Origin of the sequence: Achromobacter sp. B7 (genome assembly GCF_003600685.1) — a bacterium.
GTDB lineage: Bacteria > Pseudomonadota > Gammaproteobacteria > Burkholderiales > Burkholderiaceae_B > Achromobacter > Achromobacter spanius_B.
The window spans coordinates 2402035-2421705 of the sequence record NZ_CP032084.1 but is presented as its reverse complement, the minus strand read 5'-3'; the positions used below and the strand labels follow the sequence as shown (position 1 = coordinate 2421705).

General features: G+C 65.2%; 21 protein-coding genes. 5 read left to right on the top strand and 16 right to left on the bottom strand.

Annotation, left to right across the window (positions count from 1 at the left end; translation table 11 throughout):
• Positions 1-22 precede the first annotated feature (22 nt).
• From holB to mltG, 3 genes are read right to left on the bottom strand one after another with little or no spacing between them, the layout of a single operon-like run.
• Positions 23-1072, bottom strand: a complete 1050-nt coding sequence (holB, locus tag DVB37_RS10900) for a DNA polymerase III subunit delta' (protein ID WP_046806813.1) — start codon at positions 1070-1072, stop codon at positions 23-25.
• Positions 1069-1692 carry a dTMP kinase gene (tmk, locus tag DVB37_RS10895; protein ID WP_120155050.1) on the bottom strand — a complete coding sequence of 208 codons (624 nt, stop codon included), beginning with the start codon at positions 1690-1692 and terminating at the stop codon, positions 1069-1071. The genes holB and tmk overlap by 4 nt, the downstream gene beginning before the upstream one ends.
• The gene (gene mltG / locus DVB37_RS10890) at positions 1689-2849 is read right to left on the bottom strand and encodes an endolytic transglycosylase MltG (protein WP_120155047.1); all 1161 of its coding nucleotides are present in this window, start codon (positions 2847-2849) and stop codon (positions 1689-1691) included. Before mltG ends, tmk begins: the two co-directional genes overlap by 4 nt.
• A 154-nt stretch (positions 2850-3003) precedes the next feature.
• Between mltG and DVB37_RS10885 the strand changes: the two genes are divergently transcribed.
• Positions 3004-4032, top strand: a complete 1029-nt coding sequence (locus tag DVB37_RS10885; protein WP_120155045.1) for a folate-binding protein YgfZ — start codon at positions 3004-3006, stop codon at positions 4030-4032.
• Between the two features lie 174 nt (positions 4033-4206).
• Here the strand turns inward: DVB37_RS10885 and DVB37_RS10880 are convergent, their stop codons facing one another.
• From DVB37_RS10880 to DVB37_RS10850, 7 genes are all read right to left on the bottom strand, one after another.
• Positions 4207-4896, bottom strand: a complete 690-nt coding sequence (locus DVB37_RS10880) for a VIT family protein (RefSeq protein WP_046807161.1) — start codon at positions 4894-4896, stop codon at positions 4207-4209.
• A gap of 79 nt (positions 4897-4975) precedes the next feature.
• Positions 4976-5413, bottom strand: a complete 438-nt coding sequence (locus DVB37_RS10875; protein WP_104145648.1) for a PaaI family thioesterase — start codon at positions 5411-5413, stop codon at positions 4976-4978.
• 1 nt (position 5414) lies between these two features.
• Positions 5415-6305 carry a 3-hydroxyisobutyrate dehydrogenase gene (gene mmsB, locus DVB37_RS10870; protein ID WP_120155043.1) on the bottom strand — a complete coding sequence of 297 codons (891 nt, stop codon included), beginning with the start codon at positions 6303-6305 and terminating at the stop codon, positions 5415-5417.
• 211 nt (positions 6306-6516) lie between these two features.
• On the bottom strand, positions 6517-7692 hold the full coding sequence (locus tag DVB37_RS10865; RefSeq protein ID WP_046807164.1) for an enoyl-CoA hydratase/isomerase family protein: 1176 nt from the start codon (positions 7690-7692) through the stop codon (positions 6517-6519).
• Entirely contained in the window at positions 7689-8843 is a 1155-nt protein-coding gene (locus tag DVB37_RS10860; RefSeq protein ID WP_120155040.1) for an acyl-CoA dehydrogenase family protein, read from the bottom strand. Before DVB37_RS10860 ends, DVB37_RS10865 begins: the two co-directional genes overlap by 4 nt.
• A 263-nt stretch (positions 8844-9106) precedes the next feature.
• Complete coding sequence (locus DVB37_RS10855; RefSeq protein WP_046807166.1) at positions 9107-9454, bottom strand: RnfH family protein; 348 nt, start codon at positions 9452-9454, stop codon at positions 9107-9109.
• Positions 9444-9878: a type II toxin-antitoxin system RatA family toxin gene (locus DVB37_RS10850; protein ID WP_046807167.1), complete on the bottom strand. Its 435-nt coding sequence runs from the start codon at positions 9876-9878 to the stop codon at positions 9444-9446. Before DVB37_RS10850 ends, DVB37_RS10855 begins: the two co-directional genes overlap by 11 nt.
• 126 nt (positions 9879-10004) lie before the next feature.
• On the opposite strand from DVB37_RS10850, the gene smpB reads away from it, so the two are divergent.
• Positions 10005-10478 (top strand): SsrA-binding protein SmpB, encoded by a 474-nt coding sequence (smpB, locus tag DVB37_RS10845; RefSeq protein ID WP_006223414.1) that lies wholly within the window; start codon positions 10005-10007, stop codon positions 10476-10478.
• Position 10479: 1 nt separating this feature from the next.
• On the opposite strand, the gene DVB37_RS10840 is transcribed toward smpB, so the two are convergent.
• From DVB37_RS10840 to DVB37_RS10830, 3 genes are all read right to left on the bottom strand, one after another.
• Positions 10480-11667 (bottom strand): GGDEF domain-containing protein, encoded by a 1188-nt coding sequence (locus tag DVB37_RS10840; RefSeq protein WP_120155038.1) that lies wholly within the window; start codon positions 11665-11667, stop codon positions 10480-10482.
• 25 nt (positions 11668-11692) lie between these two features.
• Positions 11693-12619 (bottom strand): SPFH domain-containing protein, encoded by a 927-nt coding sequence (locus DVB37_RS10835; RefSeq protein ID WP_046807169.1) that lies wholly within the window; start codon positions 12617-12619, stop codon positions 11693-11695.
• A gap of 87 nt (positions 12620-12706) precedes the next feature.
• The gene (locus DVB37_RS10830; RefSeq protein WP_046807170.1) at positions 12707-13144 is read right to left on the bottom strand and encodes an NfeD family protein; all 438 of its coding nucleotides are present in this window, start codon (positions 13142-13144) and stop codon (positions 12707-12709) included.
• 169 nt (positions 13145-13313) lie between these two features.
• Here DVB37_RS10830 and DVB37_RS10825 point away from each other — a divergent pair, with 169 nt between their 5' ends.
• Positions 13314-14051, top strand: coding sequence for a glutamine amidotransferase (locus DVB37_RS10825; RefSeq protein WP_120155036.1), 738 nt, complete (start codon positions 13314-13316; stop codon positions 14049-14051).
• A gap of 94 nt (positions 14052-14145) precedes the next feature.
• Complete coding sequence (locus tag DVB37_RS10820) at positions 14146-15090, top strand: bifunctional transcriptional activator/DNA repair enzyme AdaA (RefSeq protein ID WP_240434084.1); 945 nt, start codon at positions 14146-14148, stop codon at positions 15088-15090.
• Between the two features lie 86 nt (positions 15091-15176).
• On the opposite strand, the gene ppsA is transcribed toward DVB37_RS10820, so the two are convergent.
• Positions 15177-17543, bottom strand: coding sequence for a phosphoenolpyruvate synthase (gene ppsA, locus DVB37_RS10815; RefSeq protein WP_104145645.1), 2367 nt, complete (start codon positions 17541-17543; stop codon positions 15177-15179).
• 181 nt (positions 17544-17724) lie between these two features.
• Between ppsA and DVB37_RS10810 the strand changes: the two genes are divergently transcribed.
• Entirely contained in the window at positions 17725-18552 is an 828-nt protein-coding gene (locus tag DVB37_RS10810; RefSeq protein ID WP_046807173.1) for a pyruvate, water dikinase regulatory protein, read from the top strand.
• Positions 18553-18612: 60 nt separating this feature from the next.
• On the opposite strand, the gene DVB37_RS10805 is transcribed toward DVB37_RS10810, so the two are convergent.
• Together DVB37_RS10805 and DVB37_RS10800 are read right to left on the bottom strand one after the other, a co-directional pair.
• Complete coding sequence (locus tag DVB37_RS10805; protein ID WP_046807174.1) at positions 18613-19083, bottom strand: DUF2846 domain-containing protein; 471 nt, start codon at positions 19081-19083, stop codon at positions 18613-18615.
• Positions 19080-19484 carry a hypothetical protein gene (locus tag DVB37_RS10800; RefSeq protein WP_240434083.1) on the bottom strand — a complete coding sequence of 135 codons (405 nt, stop codon included), beginning with the start codon at positions 19482-19484 and terminating at the stop codon, positions 19080-19082. The genes DVB37_RS10805 and DVB37_RS10800 overlap by 4 nt, the downstream gene beginning before the upstream one ends.
• Between the last annotated feature and the right edge of the window lie 187 nt (positions 19485-19671).

Here is a 19671-nt window from a genome sequence, read left to right as displayed (position 1 = left end):
AAAGCGCCGCTGAATCAGGGACTTACGCCTGGCAGGATAGCACCACGCGTTGCAGGGTGGCGTGCGCGAAAAGCTTGGCGTTCAGCGGGTGGGTGGCCAGCGCGCGCTGCCGCGTCAGCCAGCGCGCCGCCTCGGCCACGCGGGCCGTGTTCATGCGCGCGGCCACCTTGGCCACGCCCGCGCCCAACGCCGGAAAGTACCGCACGGGCGCGCCGGCGCTGGCCAGCATCAGATCCGTATACAGGCGCTGCAAGGCGTCGATCCATTCCGTGGCCGGCACCTTTTCCAGCGTTTCGGCCATCGTGCCGACATCGGGCGCCTGCCCCTGCGCCAAGGGGTTGATCAGTTGCGACAGCCAAGGCGGGCAAGGCGTATCGCCCGCCTGCGCCAGCCGCAACGCAGCCAGCGGCGCGCCGCCCGCGGCCGCCAGCCATTCCCGCGCCGGCTCTACGTTCTGCGCACGCAGCCATTGCAGCGCGGTATCGGGGTCGGGCGCCGGCAAGGGCAAGCGCCGGCAGCGCGATACCAGCGTGGGCAGCAGGCGGTCAGGCGCATCGGCAACCAGCAGGAAAACGGTATGGGGAGGCGGTTCTTCCAGCACCTTGAGCAAGGCGTTGGAAGACACAACGTTCAGCGCGTGCGCCGGGTACAGCAGCGCCACGCGCCATCCGCCCCGGTGCGTGGCGGTGTTGAACCAGGACTCCAGCGACCGGATCTGGTCGATGCGAATTTCCTTGGACGGGGCTCGCTTGGCCGCGCCCGAAGTCGGTTCGGCGTCCTCGGCAGGCTCGGCGGCGTCCGCGCCCTCTTCCACGGCCACGGCTTCGGGGCGGATGCGGCGCAGATCGGGGTGGTTGCCGCTGGCAAACCAGGCACAGGCGGCGCAGTGGCCGCAGGCCAGGCCGTTATCGGGGGTTTCGCACAGCAGGCTGGCAGCGGCGGCAATCGCGAAATCCAGCTTGCCGATGCCGGCCAGGCCGTGCACCAGCCAGGCGTGCGCAAAGCGGTCGCGGTTGCCCAGCCAGGCACGCGCCGTCTCCATTTGCCACGGCAGGAACTGGGGCGCGCTCATGTCGTCGCGGCCAGCAACGCCCGCAGCCCGGCTTCCAGTTCCGTGCGGATCTGCGCGATGGACTGGGTGGAGTCGATGATGTGGATGCGGTCGGGGTTAGCCTGGGCGCGGGCGTGATACGCCTGCCGGGTGCGCTCGAAGAAGGCAGCGCCTTCGCGTTCGAAGCGGTCGGGCTCGCGCGCATCGGCCAGCCGGGCGCGCGCCACTTCCAGGGGAACGTCGAACAGCCAGGTGCGATCGGGTTGGCCCGCGTGCATCCATTGTTCCAGCACGGCGACCCGCTCGGCGCCCAACTCGCGGCCGCCGCCCTGGTAGGCGTAAGTGGCGTCGGTATAGCGGTCGCACACCACCCAGGCGCCACGCGCCAGCGCCGGTTCGATGACTTGCCGCACATGTTCGCAGCGCGCCGCGAACATCAGCAGGGTTTCGGTATCCAGGCTCATCTGATCGGTCAGTACCAGCGCGCGCAGCTTTTCGCCCAGGGGCGTGCCGCCCGGCTCGCGCGTGGAGACCACGTCCAGCCCCTGGCTGCGCAGGAAGTCCGCGATCCAGTCGGTATGCGTGCTTTTGCCGGCGCCGTCCACGCCCTCCAGCGTAATGAAGCGTCCGCGAGAGGTCATTGGTCTTGTCCTTCAGGTGTGTCGGTTTCGGAGTCCGTCGCCGCGCCGGGGCCGTCCGGCACGGTGACGGGCGCGGTGGCCGGGGGGGTCGCGGGCGTCAACGCGGGGCTCGGCGTAGGCGTCGGGGTCGGGGTCGGGGTCGGGCGGGCGCCCTGGCCCAGGATGTAGCGCGACACGTTGCGATTGTGGCCGGACAGGTTCTCGGAAAATTCGCTGGTGCCATTGCCGCGCGACACGAAGAACAGATACTTGTGTTGCTCGGGCTGCACCGCCGCCAGCAGCGCCGCCCTGCCCGCCGCCGCGATGGGCGTGGGCGGCAGGCCGGGTCGCGTGTAGGTATTCCACGGCGTATCGGTCTGCAAATCACGCTTGCGGATACGGCCCTGGTAGGCGTCGCCCATGCCGTAGATCACAGTGGGGTCGGTTTGCAACAGCATGCCGATCTTCAGGCGGTTGGTGAACACGCCGGACACACGGCGGCGGTCCGGCCCGTGCCCCGTTTCCTTTTCGATGATGGACGCCAGCACCAGGGCCTCGTAAGGCGTGGCCACGGGCAGGTCCGCCTGCCGCTTGGCCCAGGTGTCCTGCAAAATGCGCTGGCCTTCCTGATAGGAACGGCGCAGCAGGTCGTAGTCGGTGCTGCCCGGGGTAAAGATGTAGGTGTCGGGAAAGAACAGCCCTTCGGGGTGCTTGATATCGGAACCCAGGCGCGTCATCAACTCTTCGTCGCTGACTTCGCCCAGCGTCTGCTTGACGTCGGGGTGCTCGCGCAGCGCCTGGCGGATCTGGCGGAACGTCCAGCCCTCAAGAAAGGTGATCTGGCGCTGGGTCATGTCGCCCCGCGCCATGCGTTCCAGCAGTTGCCAGGGCGAGTCGCCATTGATGGCCTGATAGCCGCCGGCCTTCAGCAGTTTGTCCTGCTCGGACAGGCGCGCCATCCAGACAAAACCGGGCTCCCAGATGGGCACGCCCACGGCGTTCAGCGCGCGCGCGACCGTGCGCGGGCTACTGCCCGGGTCCACCACAAAGTCGATTCTGTCGGCGGGTAGATGCATGGGTCGATGCATCCAGCTCCAGGCGGCGCCAACCGCTGCGGCGGCGGCGATCACGATCAGCAGGAATGACCACAAGACGTAAAAACGGAGTCGCTTCTTCATAAGTCCCAGAAGTTTAATGGATCGCGCGGACCTGTCGTGGCAAAACCGGGGCCAGACGTTACGGGGCGGCCCTTTGCGCGGCGTGGGCAAGGGGCCAATGACGCGGTGAAGGCGGCTATCATCTGCACTTTGATGACGTGATCACACCGCCGCCATGCACGCTTTCTATTCTTCGATTCCTGCCAGCGCCGAAGGTTGCGCGACGGGTGCCCCGTCCGCTCCGTGCGCGCCGCTGGATGATTTTCTGGTCTTCAGCGCGTCCGGCGCCGACGCACTTCCTTTCCTGCACGGCCAACTGACGCAAGACGTTACCGGCCTGCCGCTGGACACCGCCCGCCTGGCGGGCTACTGCACGGCCAAGGGCCGCCTTCTGGCCACCCTGGTCATGTGGCGCGCCGCCCCCGGCGCCGACGACGCCCCGCAACTGTATGGGCTGGTCCGCCGCGACCTTTCCGAAGCGTTGCTCAAGCGCCTGTCCATGTTCGTGCTGCGCGCCAAGGTCAAGCTGGCCGCAACCGCCTTGAACGTGGCGGGTGTGCAGGCCACCACCGAACAAGCTGCCGCCCTGGAAGCCGTAACTGGCGCCCTGCCGCGAGCGCCGTGGCAGCGCGTGGACCTGCCGTCGGGCACCTGGATCGCCGCCCCGTCGGCCGATACCCGCCTGCGCTGGTGGTGGATTGCTTCGGACGAACAACTGGCCCAGTCTTCGGCATTGGCCGGCGCGCTAAGCCTGGCGCCCGCTACGCATTGGCAGGTGGCTGATCTTGCCGCGGGCATTCCGTGGATTGCCTCGGCGACGCAGGACGTATTCATCCCGCAGACCGTCAACCTGGAGCTGGTTCAGGGCGTGAGCTTCACCAAGGGCTGTTACCCGGGCCAGGAAGTGGTGGCGCGCAGCCATTACCGTGGCACCGTGAAGCGGCGCATGGCGTACGGCACCATTGATCAGGCCGGCGAGCAAGCGGGCGGGCAAAGCGCGGCGCTGGCCGGCGTGGACGTGTTCGACGCCACCCAGCCGGGCGAGCCCATCGGCCGCGTCGTGGATGCCGCCAGCGAAGCCGGCGTGGCTTCAGTGCTGTTCGAAACCACGCTTGCCGCGCTGCCCCAGGGGGACCTGCGCCTGGGCGCCGAGGACGGCCCGCGCATCACGGTTGGGCCGCTGCCGTATTCCATTACGCCGTAAGTTAAGGCGGACGCGTTAAGGCGGACGCGGACGCGCGCCAGGGCCGGCGGCGCGTTGCTGCAATACGCCGTGGCAAGCGGACGCGGGCGCGCTTAGCGCCGTGGCAACCGGACGCGGGCCTGCTTTGCGCCGCCGCGTGTCCCACATAACGTCAAACCGCCGTCCCACATAACGTCAGACCGCCACCCCGAACAGCGCGCCGACGCCTGCCGTTGCCGCCATTGCAAAAGCGCCCAACAGCGTCACGCGTAGCGCGGCGGGCCCCTTGGGCGCCCCGCCCGCCTGCGCGGCCAGCGTGCCCAAGCCGGCCAGACAGAGCACCGACGCGCCGATTACCCAGCCGATCAGTTGCGGCACCGGCGCCACCACGGCCACGACCAAAGGCAGCGCCGCGCCGCCCGCGAACGACGCGGCGGACGCCACAGCCGCCTGCACGGGCCGCGCGCGGTTATGAACGGAAATGCCTAGTTCATCGCGCGCATGCGCGTCCAGCGCGTCATGGCGGGTCAGTTGCCGCGCCACCTGCGTCGCCAGCTGCCGGGTCAAGCCCCGGTCTACATAGATATCGATCAGTTCGGCAAGCTCTTCTTCCGAGTTGCCCTTCAGCGAGCGCTGTTCCATCCGCAGGTCCGCCGCTTCGGTGTCGGCCTGTGACCGGACGGACACGTATTCGCCGGCCGCCATCGATAAGGCGCCAGCCACCAGCCCCGCCAGGCCCGACGTCAGGATTGCGCCATGCGAGGCCTGCGCGGCGGCCACCCCGGTGATCAGGCTGGCGGTAGACACGATGCCGTCATTGGCGCCCAGCACGGCGGCACGCAGCCAGTTGCTGCGGAAAATTCGGTGATGTTCTTTGGCTGGCATTACCCGGTACCCATGCAACGCGTGACAAGCGCGACACGCACCTGCCCCATGAAAGGGCCAGGCGCGTGGCGCGCCGGAGTCATCGCGGTGTCACGCGCACCGCGGTGAGCAAGCCTATCACGCAAAGCGTGGCTTGCTCACCTTCGTAGGCATGTACTTCCACCTGGCAGATCGACAGACGTTTGCCCGGCTTGACCACGCGGCCGCTGGCCACGTAGCGGTCGCCCTTGGCGGGCGCCAGGAAGTTCATCTTGAACTCCGAGGTCAGTACGTCTTCACCCGGGCCAAACAGCGTGTAGGCGGCGTAACCGCCCGCGCTGTCGGCAATTGTGGTGGAAATGCCGGCGTGCAGAAAGCCGTTTTGCTGGCAAAGGTCGGCCCGGTAAGGCAGCCCGATGTCCACCCTGCCCGGCTCCACCACATCCAGCCGCGCGCCCAGCAGCCGCATGACGGTCTGCTGGTCGAAGCTGGCCTTGACCCGCGCGGCGGGATCAGCCGACGCTTGCGGCGCGGCCATGTCAGTCTTGCTCGCGCTTGACCAGGTTGACGATGCTGGAGAAATCCAGCTTGCCCGAGCCGCCCGCGCTATGCAGCGAATACAGGTTGCGGGCCAGTTCGCCCAGCGGGATTGAGGCGCGCGTGGACAGCGCGGCCTCGGCGGCCAGGCCCAGGTCCTTCAGCATCAGGTCCACGCCGAAACCGCCGGCGTACCCCTTGGACGCGGGCGCATGGTCCATCACGCCCGGCCACGGGTTGTAGAGTTCGGTCGCCCAGTTGCGGCCCGAGCTCTTGGCGATGATGTCCGACAGCACCTTGGGGTCCAGCCCGTTGGCCACGCCCAGCGCCAGGGCCTCGGACGTACCAGCCATCAGGATGCCGAGCAGCATGTTGTTGCAGATCTTGGCCACCTGGCCCGCGCCGCCGGGGCCGGCATGAAAGATGTTCTTGCCCATTTTTTCCAGCACGGGCCGGGCGCGTTCCAGGGCGGCCGCGGGGCCGCCCACAATGAACGTCAGCGTGCCCGCCGCCGCGCCCGCCGTGCCGCCGGAGACCGGCGCGTCGATCATGGCAATGCCACGCGCCTCGGCGGCCTGCGCCACCTTGCGCGCCGTGTCCGGCGCGATGGTGCTGCAATCGATGACCAGCGCGCTGGCCGAAATCTTGCCCAGCAGGTCTTGATCCAGGTACAGCCCTTCGACGTGCTTGCTGGCGGGCAGCATGGTCACGACGACGTCCGCGCCCTTGACCGCTTCCGCCGCCGATGCCGCGGCGCTGGCGCCGGCATCGGTCAGCAGCTTCACCGCTGCCGGCACCAGGTCAAAGACCGTCAGGCTATGTCCGGCCTTGATCAGATTCAATGCCATGGGCGCGCCCATGTTGCCCAAACCGATAAACGCGATACTGCTCATGATGTTTTGTCTCCTGGTGCTATGGCTATGGCTTGCTATTGCTATTGCTATTGCTATTGCTGTTGTTCTTGCTTTAGGTATGGATTCATCGTGACCTGCATGACGGGCGCGGCTCGTCTATCGGGATACGCGGGTACGCGAGGCTACGCGCAGGTTCCTCGGCGGGGTATGCGCGGCACACCGACCCGCGCGTACGGGCCGGCCGAGGCAATCAGCGCCCTTCCTGTCCCAGGTCGGCCAAGGGATGCGGCTCGCCCTCGCGCCAGGGTTCCTCGAAAAACTTTTGCACCCAGGCGTCGGTTGCGACGTCGATCACTGCGGGGTTCCAGCGCGGCTTCTTGTCCTTGTCGATCAGCAAGGCGCGGATGCCCTCGGCAAAATCACCATGGGCCGTGCACGCCAGCGCCGCGATGTATTCGGCGCGGAACACGTCGTCCAGCGAGCGCAGGCGCATGCGCTGCTGCAAGGCGAAGGCCAGGCGCACCGAACCGGGGGAACCGGCCAGCATGGTCGTCGCGGCGCGCGCCAGCCAGGGGTCTTCATGGTCTTTCAGCAGCGCCAGTTCTTCGTAGATCTCGTCCAGCCGGTTGCCCGTGCACAGGTTGTTGATCAGGAACGAATGCTGGCGCAGGTGGCCGGGTTCCAGCGGCGTTTGCGGTTCCAGCGCGGTGAGCGCGCGGCGCAGCAGGCCGTCGTTGATGGAGCGCGGCGCCATGGCCTCGTCCGAGGCGCCGGCCGGCTTGCCCGCCCACGGCTGTTCTTCCAGCGACGCCAGCAAGCGCGGCCAGTCGGCGTGATTCAGGCGGAAGTCCGCCAGGCCCGCAAAGAACGCGTCCGCCGTGTTCATCTGCGCGCCGGTCAGCGCCAGGAACAGGCCGATGCGGCCCGGCATGCGGTTCAACAGCCAGCTGCCGCCCACGTCCGGGAACAGGCCGATCGAGACTTCCGGCATCGCCAGGCGCGAACTTTCGCTGACAACGCGATGGCTGGCGCCCATCATCAGGCCGATGCCGCCGCCCATGACGATGCCGTGGCCCCAGCACAGCACGGGTTTCGGATACGTGTGAATGCGGTAGTCCAGCCGATATTCGTGCTCGAAGAAGCGGCGCGCGTAGGCGTTGCTCCAGCCGCTTTTACCCGCGTTTTCGGTCATGCTGCGGTACAGGCCGTGCAGGTCGCCGCCCGCGCAGAAAGCCTTTTCGCCCGCGCCTTGCAAGACCACCAGGGCCACGCCCGGATCGCGCGCCCATTGGTCCAGGCGCTCTGCCAGCAAGTCCACCATTTCCAGCGACAGGCCGTTCAGGGTTTGCGGCGCGTTCAGCGTCGCAATCCCGAACCGCATGCCGTTCGCCGCGCTTCTTTCTTCGAACAACACCGGTGCATTCATCTTATGTCGGCTCCTTTTTCCAACAATTGGCGGGCAATGATCACGCGCATGATCTCGTTGGTGCCCTCCAGAATCTGATGAACGCGAGTATCGCGCACCAGACGCTCCAAGGGATAGTCCTTCAAGTATCCGTAACCGCCATGAATCTGTTGCGCGTCCAGGCAGATCTGGAAGCCCATGTCGGTAGCGAAGCGCTTGGCCATGGCGCAATAGGTGGCCGCGTCCGGCGCGCCGCCGTCCAGCTTGCAGGCCGCCAGCCGCACCATCTGGCGTGCCGCCACCAGGTGGGTGGCCATGTCCGCCAGCTTGAACTGCAGCGCCTGGAATTCCGCCAGGCGGCGGTTGAACTGCCGGCGTTCGTCCATGTAGCGGCGGGCCGCGTCCAGCGCGCCCTGGGCCGCGCCCACCGAGCAAGTGCCAATATTGATGCGCCCGCCGTCCAGGCCCTTCATGGCGATCTTGAAGCCTTCGCCTTCCTGGCCCAGCAGGTTGGCGGCCGGCACGCGGACGTTTTCAAAAGTGATGGGGCGGGTGGACTGGCTGTTCCAACCCATTTTTTCTTCTTTGCGGCCGTAGCTGATGCCCGGGCTGTCGGCGGGCACGGCAAACGCGCTGATACCGCCCGCCCCCTCGCCGCCCGTGCGTGCCATGACGACCAGCAGGTCCGTGTCGCCCCCGCCCGAAATGAACGCCTTGGCGCCGTTCAGCACGTAGTCATCACCCTGGCGCTGCGCGCGCGTGGACAGGGACGCGGCGTCCGACCCGGCGCCCGGTTCGGTCAGGCAGTAAGAAGCCAGTTTCTGGCCGCTGGCCAAGAGCGGGCCCCAAGCCTCCCGCAGGGCGGACTGGCCCCATTTTCCGACCATCCAGGTGGCCATGTTGTGTATCGTCAGGAACGCAGTCGTGGACGGGTCCACGGCGGCCATTTCCTCGAACACCAGGGTGGCGTCCAGGCGCGGCAGGCCCAGGCCGCCAATTTCTTCGCTGGCGTAGATGGCGCAAAAGCCCATTTCGCCCGCCCGGGCGAAGGCCTCGCGCGGAAAAATGCCTTCAGCGTCCCAGCGCGCGGCGTGAGGGGCCAGTTCGCCCTCGGCGTAGTCGCGGGCGGCTTGCGCAAACGCGCGCTGCTCGTCGGTCAGTTCCAAGTCCACAGCCTGTCTCCTGTTGGTGTCGGTATTGTCTGTTGGCGTTGCGGGTCGTCTCGTGAACGCCCGCCCATCGCCGTGGCAAGATGGATTCTGGCATGACGTTAACGTAAACGTAAATATGAAACCGCGTTTATGTTACGCCGGATGCCGGGGCGGTATTTGTCTTGTTGGTGACAATGTCCGGCGGCGCCGGCCTGCCCCGAGAGCAGCCTGCGGAAGGTGGCCTGCACAAGGCGGCCTGCACAAAGCGGCCTACAGAAAGCGGCCTACAGCAAGCCCGCGGGCCGAACCCGGCCGTTCTTGGCCGTCTTGGTCCGACGGTGTTCGGCGCGGCGGCGGCGCGATTCCTTGGGGTCGAAGCTCAGGCCCCGGTAGATTTCGACGCGGTCGCCCTCGGCCAGCCGGGATTGCGGTTCGGCGGCGCGGCCAAACACGCCCACCCCGCGTTCCCAGGGCTGCACCACCGGAAAGGCCTGCGCAAACCCACTGGCCGCCAGCGCGTCCGCTACCGTGGCACCGTCAGGCAGACGCAGTTCGCGCAGCCACACGTGGCCGGGCAAGGCATAGCAAACGCTGACGTTCAGCAACGCCGCCTCAGACGGCTCATTCGCCATATTTGGCCTGCGCCCGCTTGGTGAAGGAATCAATAAAGCTGGTGGCAATGCGGTTGAATACCGGCCCCACCACCATTTCCAGCGCGCGGTTCGAAAACGCGTATTCCATGGTGAACAGGACTTTGCAGGCATCTTCGGCCAGCGCCTGGAATTCCCAGTGCCCGACCAGGCTGGAGAACGGGCCATCCACCAGTTCCAGGTCGATCCGGTCGGGATAGACGTGGGTATTGCGCGTGGTGAAGCGCTGCTTCATGCCCGCGAAACTGATCAGGATAGAGGCCTGCATGCCATGTTCGTCGCGGCTTTGCACCTCGGCCCCGCCGCACCACGGCATGAACTCGGGGTACTTCTCCACGTCGGCAACCAGGTCGAACATCTGGGCGGCGCTGTAAGGCACCAGGACGGATCGTTGTACTTTGTGCATCGACTATCGCAAATGGCTAGAATGGCAAGATTTTACCGGCACCGCGCAACATGAGCCTAATGTGGCGCTTTGCAGCCCGCAAATTGCCGTTATGAGCAAAAAAGGCGTTATGCGCAAAAAGGCGTTATGAGCATTATCGACAACCGCAAGGCCACGCACGACTATTTCATCGAAGACCGCTATGAAGCCGGCCTTGTCCTGCAAGGCTGGGAAGTCAAAGCGATTCGCGACGGCCGCGTGCAGCTCAAGGAAAGCTACGTCATCGTACGCGATGGTGAACTGTACCTGCTGGGCATGCACGTCAGCCCGCTGCCCACGGCGTCCACCCACATCCACCCCGATGCCATGCGCACGCGCAAGCTGCTGCTCAAGGCCGAAGAAATCAGCAAGCTGATCGGCAAGGTCGAGCAGCGCGGCTACACGCTGGTGCCGCTGAACCTGCACTACAAGAATGGCCGCATCAAGCTGGACTTCGCGCTGGGCCGGGGCAAGAAGCTGTTCGACAAGCGCGACACCGCCCGCGAAAAAGACTGGCAGCGCGAGAAAGAACGCATCATGAAGCACGACACGCGCGCACCCCGCAAAGACAAAGACGATTGATTCAGGCCGCGGCCGGCATGACCAGGCGCTCTGCCTGCTCGGCCGGCCCCACGATGCGGTTGCGCCCCGCCGCCTTGGCGGCATAGAGCTTGCGGTCGGCGCGTTCGAAAAACACTTGCAGGTTTTCGCCGGGCACCCATTCGGCCACGCCCGCGCTGAACGTGTACGAAATGGTGCTGCCGCCATGCGCGCAAGGCGTGCGCCGCACGGAATCGAGCAAGCGCGCCGCCACATCCAGCACGGCGTCGCCGCGCATATCCGGAAACAACACCCCGAACTCCTCACCGCCCACGCGCCCGACATGGTCGCCCGTGCGCAAGGTGGCGGTGGCCAGCAGGCCAAAATGGCGCAGCACGGCATCGCCCGCCACATGGCCATGCGTGTCGTTGATGCGCTTGAAATGGTCGATATCCAATAGCAGCAGGGTCAGCGGACGCCGCGTGCGCAGCGCCTGCGCGCAATAGCGTTCGGCCTGCAACCACCACGCCTTGCGCGACATCAGACCCGTCAGGAAATCGGTGTTGGCCTCTTGCTCGCGGTCGGCCAGCATGCGGTCGTGGATGATCATGATGGTGCCCAGCGTCAGGCACGGCATGATCAGCACGCCCAGCGTCAGGAAGGCGATGTTCCAGACGTTCGGCTCCGTCAAGGATTCGGGCAGCGCCAGGTCCAGCGCGTAGATCGCGGCCCGCAACGCACAGACGGCGGCCGAGATCAGCGCCACGGTCCACACGAAGCGATAGCTGTAGCGCGAACGATGCACCGGCATGTTGCGCTGGACGGTGACCGCCACCGCAATCAGAAAGCCCATTTGCAGCAGCGACATCGCCACGATGCGCGGGCCGATGCGCCAGTCCACATACGTATAGGCCAGCAACACCACCAGCGCCACCAGGCATGCCAGCGTCATCAGGTGCTTGGGCACGCTAAGCCCCAGCAAGCGCCGCACGCCCGAGTAATAGGAAAACAGCGCCAGGCCCACGGCCGCGTTGGGCACCACAACCGACACCAGCCAGGGCGCCGATGTGTTCTGAAGCGCAAACGTAAAAAACGCCAACAGCGTAAGCAAGTTGGCGCGTATGGTTTCGCGGATGCCGGCCATGCCGCTGCGAGCCAGCGACCCCAGCACGCAGAGCGATAGCACCCCCGCCAGTGCTGCTATCAGAAGCAAATTAACGGGAGCGATCATGGGCGGCGCGCCGCTAGGCGCGGTATCAGGTGTTGCGCGTGGACTTCACGATGGTCATGGCCGAGGCGATCATGCCGCCCACGTCGGACATGTTGGCCGGCAGGATCAGCGTGTTGCCTTCCTTGGCCACGTTGGCGAATGCCTCGACGTAGCGCTCGGCCACCTTCAGGTTCACCGCTTCCATGCCGCCCGGCTGACGCACGGCATCGGCCACTTGGGTAATGGCCTTGGCGGTGGCTTCGGCAATGGCCAGCACCGCGGCGGCCTCGCCCTGGGCCTGGTTGATCTGTGCCTGCTTCTCGCCTTCGGAGCGGGCAATGGCGGCTTCACGTTCGCCGGTGGCGATGTTGATCTGTTCCTGGCGGCGGCCTTCCGAGGCCGCGATCAGCGCGCGCTTTTCACGTTCGGCGGTGATCTGCGCCTGCATCGAACGCAGGATTTCGTTGGGCGGCGTCAAATCCTTGATCTCGTAGCGCAGTACCTTCACGCCCCAGTTCAGTGCGGCTTCGTCCAGCGACGACACGATGTTGCTGTTGATCGAATCGCGTTCTTCGAACGTGCGGTCCAGTTCCATCTTGCCGATGACCGAGCGCAAGGTGGTCTGCGCCAGCTGCGTGATGGCCGAAATATAGTTCGACGAACCATACGATGCGCGCATCGGGTCGGTCACCTGGAAATACAGCACGCCGTCCACTTGCAGCTGCGTGTTGTCACGCGTGATGCAGACCTGGCTGGGCACGTCCAGCGGTATTTCCTTTAGCGAATGCTTGTAGGACACGCGTTCGATGAAGGGGATGACAAAACCGGCACCCGGCGACAAGACACGGTCGAACTTGCCCAGGCGTTCGACCACCCAGGCGTGCTGTTGCGGCACGATGGCGATCGACTTGATGACGATCAGGATCGCCAGCGCGACGACGACGAGCAGGACGATAGTGGATGTATCGATCATGATTGAAACCTCTTCTGAGTTAATGCGATGGCGTCGGACAACAAGCCCCCGACGCCTGCTGCGGGCCGCGCGAGGCGCGAGCCGGTCTTACCTGGTTGAACCCGGCGCACCCGTAGGCTTGAGCACCAGGGTCGAGCCACGCAGTTCGGTAATGGTGTGTTCTCCGGCGTGGGGCGCGTGCCCTGGGGCCAGCTCGGCCTGCCAGTGGGCGCCGCGATACCAGACACGCGCCGTGCGCTGTTCGGACCACGATTCCACGGAAACCGTCTGGCCGATGTCCAGGTTCACGTCGGCGTTGCGCGCCGAATTGACCTCGCGCTTTTTCAGCACGCGCGTCTTGCGCAGCGCCAACAGGCCCAGCATCAAGACCACGCCGCACGCCACCAATTGCCATTCAAGCCCAGTGCCAAGCCACGCGGCAGCGCCGGCCGCCGCCAGCCCCAGGGCCACCAGCAGCAAATAGAAAGTACCCGTCGCCAACTCCCCGATAAGGGCCAGCGCGGCCAGTCCCAGCCAGATCCACATAGTCTTAACGTCGCCTGAAAGGATGATTCGTGAGCGGATTGTACGTATTTCCGGGACGTAACGGGAAAGCCCGTTGGCCTCGGTCCCGGCGGCGCTGGATTATGATGTGCGCCTGACGCGACGATCCCACCCGGATGGCCCGCGTCCGCCTTTTCAAGCACATCGATCCATGACCGCTGCAACACCTTCCGCCCTACCCGTCCTGATTCTGCATACCGGCGATCCGGACGACACGCTTAAAAGCCAGTTCGGCGGCTATGCCGAACAACTGACCCAGGCCGCCGGCCTGACGGCCGACGCGGTTGAAATCGTTGCCGTGCACGAAGGCCAGCGCCCACAATCGCCGGCGCGCTATCGCGCCGCGCTGATCACCGGATCGCCCGCCATGGTTACCGATAAGGAACCCTGGAGCGAAGACACGGCCGCCTGGCTGCGCGAGGCCGCCGCCGCCGAGCTGCCCATGTTCGGCGTGTGCTACGGCCACCAGTTGCTGGCTTATGCGCTGGGCGGCAAGGTGGGCTACAACCCGGCCGGCCGCGAAGTCGGCACGCAAACCGTCGAGCTGCTGCCGCCGGCCTCGGGCGACAAGTTGCTGGCCGGCCTGCCCGGCACGTTTCCCGCCCAGATGCTGCATGCCCAGACCGTGTTGCAGCCGCCGCCCGGCTCGGCCGTACTGGCGCGCTCGGACCTGGACGAACACCAGATGATCCGCATCGGCCGCAATGTGTTTTCGACCCAGTTCCATCCCGAATTTGGCCCCGACTTCATTCGCGCCCACCTGGATCGCTATGGCCGACGTTACGCGGCGGAAAACCTGGACCTTCCGGACCTGACCGCGAACGTGCGCGCCACGCCCGTGGCCGGGGGGCTGCTGCGCCGCTTCCTGGACGCTTACGCGCCGGCCTGAACGGCGGCGCGCAACATCCGGAGTGCGGGGCGAGTCGGCAACTGAGACCATGAACCTAAAGCGCAATCCATTACGCGCATGTCAGGAGTCTTCGATGAGCCCCATCGCCGCCGCAAGCAAGCAGCCGCCCGCCGCAGCCGCAGCCGCAGCCGGTTTAAGCAAACAGCTAGTAAGCAAACAGCTTGTAAGCAAACAGCTTGTAAGCAAAGAGCTGTTAAGCAAACAGCATGCCGCCGTCGTCGAACGCGCCTGCCGCGCCCTTGAGGCCGAGCAGCCGCCCGACCTGTCCACGCTGGCCGAACAAGCCGGCATGAGCCGCTTTCACTTTCACCGCGTATTCAAGGCAGCCACCGGCATCACGCCCAAGGCCTACGCCAACGCGCTGCGCGCCGCCCGCGCACGCCAGCAACTGGAAAGCAGCGCCAGCGTCACCGACGCGATGTACGACGCCGGCTTCAACTCCAGCGGCCGGTTCTACGAAGCCGCCCCGGCCATCCTGGGCATGACGCCCACCGCCTTTCGCAAGAACGGCGAAGGCCTCGACATCCGCTTCGCCGTGGCGCAGTGCTCGCTGGGCGCCTTGCTGGTGGCGGCCACCGGCACGGGCATCTGCGACATTTCGCTGGACGCCGATCCGGAACACCTGGTCCGCAACCTGCAAGACCGCTTCAAGGCCGCCCGCCTGATCGGGGCGGATGCCCAGTTTGAGACCTGGGTGGCCGCCGTGGTGAGCTTCGTCGAAGACCCGTCGCGCGGGCTGGACCTGCCGCTGGACGTGCGCGGCACCGCCTTTCAGCGCCGGGTATGGGAAGCACTGCGCGACATTCCGGTGGGCACCACGGTCACCTACACGCAAGTGGCCGAACGCATCGGTGCGCCCCGCGCCGTGCGGGCGGTGGCGCGCGCCTGCGCCACCAACTCCATTGCGCTGGCCATCCCGTGCCACCGCGTGGTGCGCACGGACGGGTCCATGGCGGGTTACCGCTGGGGCATCGACCGCAAGCGGGAATTGATCGCGCGGGAATTGAAAGCGGCGTAGCACTCCCGCCCCCCGCGTCGTTCGCCAAAGAAAAAACCCCGCATCCTGATCGGACGCGGGGTTTTTTATTGGAACGGGCCAGGCGCTTATTGCTTGGCCAGACGCTGCCAGGTGTCGACAACCGTATCCGGGTTGAGCGACATCGACAGGATGCCTTCGTCCTTGAGCCATTGCGCGAAGTCGGGGTGGTCGCTGGGGCCTTGGCCGCAGATGCCCACGTACTTGTTGGCGGCCAGGCAAGCCTTGATCGCGCGGCGCAGCATGAACTTCACGGCTTCGTCGCGTTCATCGAAGTCGGCAGCCAGGAGCTCCATGCCGGAATCGCGGTCCAGGCCCAGCGTGAGCTGGGTCATGTCGTTGGAACCGATCGAGAAGCCGTCGAAGAATTGCAGGAATTCGTCGGCCAGGATGGCGTTGGACGGCACTTCGCACATCATGATCAGCTTCAGGCCGTTTTCACCGCGAGCCAGGCCATGCTTGGCCAGCAGGTTCACGACCTTTTCGGCCTGACCCAGCGTGCGCACGAACGGCACCATGATTTCAACGTTGGTCAGGCCCATGTCGTCGCGAACCTTCTTGAGCGCTTCGCATTCCATGCGGAAGCACTCGGCGAAGTCCTCGGCGATGTAGCGCGAAGCGCCACGGAAGCCCAGCATGGGGTTCTCTTCCTCGGGCTCGTAGCGCGAACCGCCCACCAGCTTGCGATATTCGTTGGACTTGAAGTCCGACATGCGCACGATGACCGGCTTCGGGTAGAACGCAGCGGCAATCGTCGCCACGCCTTCGGCCATCTTTTCAACGAAGAACGCGCGCGGGCTGGCGTGCCCACGGGCAGCCGATTCAACGGCCTTCTTCAGTTCGCCGTCCACGTTCGGGTAGTCCAGGACTGCCTTCGGGTGGATGCCGATGTTGTTGTTGATGATGAATTCCAGACGCGCCAGGCCGACGCCGCCGTTGGGAATTTGCGCAAAGTCGAACGCCAGCTGGGGGTTGCCCACGTTCATCATGATCTTCAGATCGATGGCGGGCATTTCGCCACGGCGCACTTCTTCGACTTCGGTTTCGATCAGGCCGTCATAGATGCGGCCTTCGTCGCCTTCCGCGCAAGACACGGTCACGGCCTGGCCTTCCTTGAGCAGGTCGGTGGCGTTGCCGCAACCCACCACAGCCGGAATGCCCAGTTCGCGCGCAATGATCGCCGCGTGGCAGGTACGGCCGCCACGGTTCGTGACGATGGCCGAGGCGCGCTTCATCACGGGTTCCCAGTTGGGATCGGTCATGTCGGTGACCAGCACATCGCCCGGCTGGACCTTGTCCATGTCGGAGATGTCGCCCACCACGCGCACGGGGCCGGCGCCGATCTTCTGGCCGATCGCGCGGCCGGTAATCAGGACCTGGCCGGTGGCCTTCAGGCGGTAACGCTGCTGCACGTCGTTCACGCCCTGCTGCGACTTCACCGTTTCCGGGCGCGCTTGCAGGATGTAGATCTTGCCGTCAACGCCGTCACGGCCCCATTCGATGTCCATCGGGCGCTTGTAGTGCTGCTCGATGATGACGGCGTAGCGAGCCAGTTCGTTGACTTCGTCGTCGGTCAGCGAATAGCGGTTGCGCTCGGACACGGGCACGTCAACGGTACGCACCGCGCGGCCTTCCGGACGCTCGGGGTCGAATTCCATCTTGATCAGCTTGGAACCGATGCGGCGGCCGACGATGGGGAACTTGCCTTGGGCCAGCGTGGGCTTGAAGACGTAGAACTCGTCGGGGTTGACGGCGCCTTGCACGACGGTTTCGCCCAGGCCGTAGGACGAGGTGATGAACACCACGTCTTCAAAGCCCGATTCGGTGTCGATGGTGAACATGACCCCGGCGCTGCCCTTGTCGGAACGCACCATGCGCTGGATGCCGGCCGACAGCGCCACATCGGCGTGGGCGTAGCCCTTGTGCACGCGATAGGAAATCGCGCGGTCGTTGTACAGCGAGGCGAACACGTGGCGGATCTTGTCCAGCACGTCGTCGATGCCCACAACGTTCAGGAAGGTTTCCTGCTGGCCGGCGAAGGACGCATCGGGCAGGTCTTCCGCCGTGGCGGACGAGCGCACGGCAAACGAGCCCTTGCCGTCAGCGTCGAGCTTGGCAAAGGCTTCGCGGATTTGTGCTTCGAATTCGGCCGAGAACGGCGCTTCGACGATCCATTGGCGGATCTGCGCGCCGGCGGTGGCCAGCTCGCGCACGTCTTCGGGGTTCAGCGTCGTCAGGCGTTCAGCGATGCGCTTGTCAAGGCCCGAGGCCTTCAGAAAATCACGGAAGGCGTCGGCGGTCGTGGCAAAGCCGCCCGGCACGCGGACGCCCGCGCCAGACAGCTGGCTGATCATTTCGCCTAGTGATGCGTTCTTGCCTCCTACCGAGTCCACGTCCGTCATGCGGAGCTGCTCGAACAAAACAACATACGACATTGAAGTCACCTTTTACAATGGAATGAAAGCGAGTTAGGTCAAAGCACGAAACAAGCACAAAAACTGCTTTTTTCAGACGCTGACCAAACTGGCCTTGGACCGCCCTTGGGGTGACTTATAGGGGCCTGATTGTACTCGGTGGAGTACCCTGGGCTATCTGACTGGTTGGAATTTTTTACACATGACATCTACCCCGATCGCACGCACGGTATACATCGTTTCCGACAGTACCGGCATCACCGCCGAGACCTTCAGCCAGTCGGTGCTGTCCCAGTTCGAAGAGGTGGAATTCAAGCCGATTCGGCTGCCGTTCGTCGACACCCTGGAAAAGGCCGCCGAAGTCGCCATGCGCATCGACCGCAGCGCCCTGGAAGCCGGTGTGCCCCCGATTGTGTTCAGCACCTTGGTCAACCCCGAGATCCTGGCGCGTGTTCGCCAGGCGAACGGCATCTTCATGGACCTGTTCGGCACCTTCGTCAGCCATATCGAGCAAGCGCTGGGCCTGAAGTCCAGCCATTCGATCGGCCGGTCGCACATGCAGGCCAATTCCGAAAAGTACCGCAACCGTATCGACGCCATCAACTTCAGCCTGGCCCACGACGACGGCCAGTTCGTCAACCAGCTGGACCAGGCGGACGTCATCCTGGTGGGCGTGTCGCGCTGCGGCAAGACCCCCACCAGCCTGTACCTGGCGATGCAGTACGCCATCAAGGCCGCCAACTTCCCGCTGACGCCGGACGATTTCGAACGCGGCACCCTGCCCTCGACCATCGCCCCGCACCGCGCCAAGCTGTTCGGCCTGTCGATCCAGCCCGAGCGCCTGGCGGAAGTTCGCAACGAACGCCGCCCCAACAGCCGCTATTCCCAGCTGGAACAATGCCGCTACGAAGTGGCGGAAGCCGAACGGATGATGCGCCGTGAAGGCATTTCGTGGCTGTCCAGCACCACCAAATCGATTGAAGAAATCGCGACGACGGTGTTGCAGGAAGTGGGCCTGGATCGGGGCTAAAAAAAATTGGGCGCACCAATGGTGCGCCCAAGCTTGGCCCATTCAAAAGATGGGCGTGGGTCAGAAGCCCGGCATCCGCTCGGGACTTGCCGCGCCCCAATACCGCAGGCCACGCATCTCGTTTTCGGCGAGTTCTGGCGGGTCGACCAGTTGCATCGACAACTTGCCCACGGCGCCGGTGGCGCCGTATACCTCGGCCATGACGCGCACATAACGCGTCTGCCCCGGGTCCAGCATGAAGCTCACGCCGTCGCCCGTCCAATGCAGGTTGGTGACCACATAGCTGCCGGCAGGTCGGTCAACAAAGAAAAAGCTGCCCGGCTTGTTGCGGCCGACCACAACATCATTGACGCGCAGTTTCTGCTGCGCCGCCGCCAGGTTGGTGGGCTGCGGCTGATAGAAATAGATCCGCCCATTGCCTTCCGCGATCGGGGGCAAGCGCCCATGCAATGCATCAAACTTCGGGCCCGCGCATCCGGCCAGCAACACGGCGACGGCAACTGCCGCCACACCCTTGATCCACGACTTCATTGACGCATCTCCACAGGCAAAGTGACGGGACGAGACAGCGCCATATAAGCGCTTTCGCCCGGCAGGTAAAAACCCAGCAGCTTGCCGGATGACGCCACCAGATAAGCCTCACCCTGCCGTCGGGTCTGAATGGTGAACAAGCCGCCCATCGAACGGTAGACGTCGCCTTGCGGCAACGCCCCGACGCGGCGCCACTGCGACGCCGCGGGCAAGGTCACGCTGCTGTCGTTCGGCAAGGCCGCGATGACGACGCGCGACAGCTGGATGGTGTGGACCGGGTCGGCAGAGGCCACGGGCGTCATGCCGACTTTCTGCGTGCTGACCGACATGCACGCGTTCAGTGCAAGCGCGCAGGTGGAAGCCAATAGCAGCGCCCGGCCGACGTGTGCCACACGTGTCACACCCGCCCGCGCCATCCATGCCTTCAGTTTCGGAACCGGCGATGCCGCCATAGCCATCTCGCAGAAATTTAAAGCGTGAAGTATATGAGTGCGACCGGATTTTACAAAACGTGCAGCTTCAATAACGCACGGACAGGCGGTCGTGCCGGCCTGCGGTCCAATAGCGCAGGCGACTTGAAATCGCCTT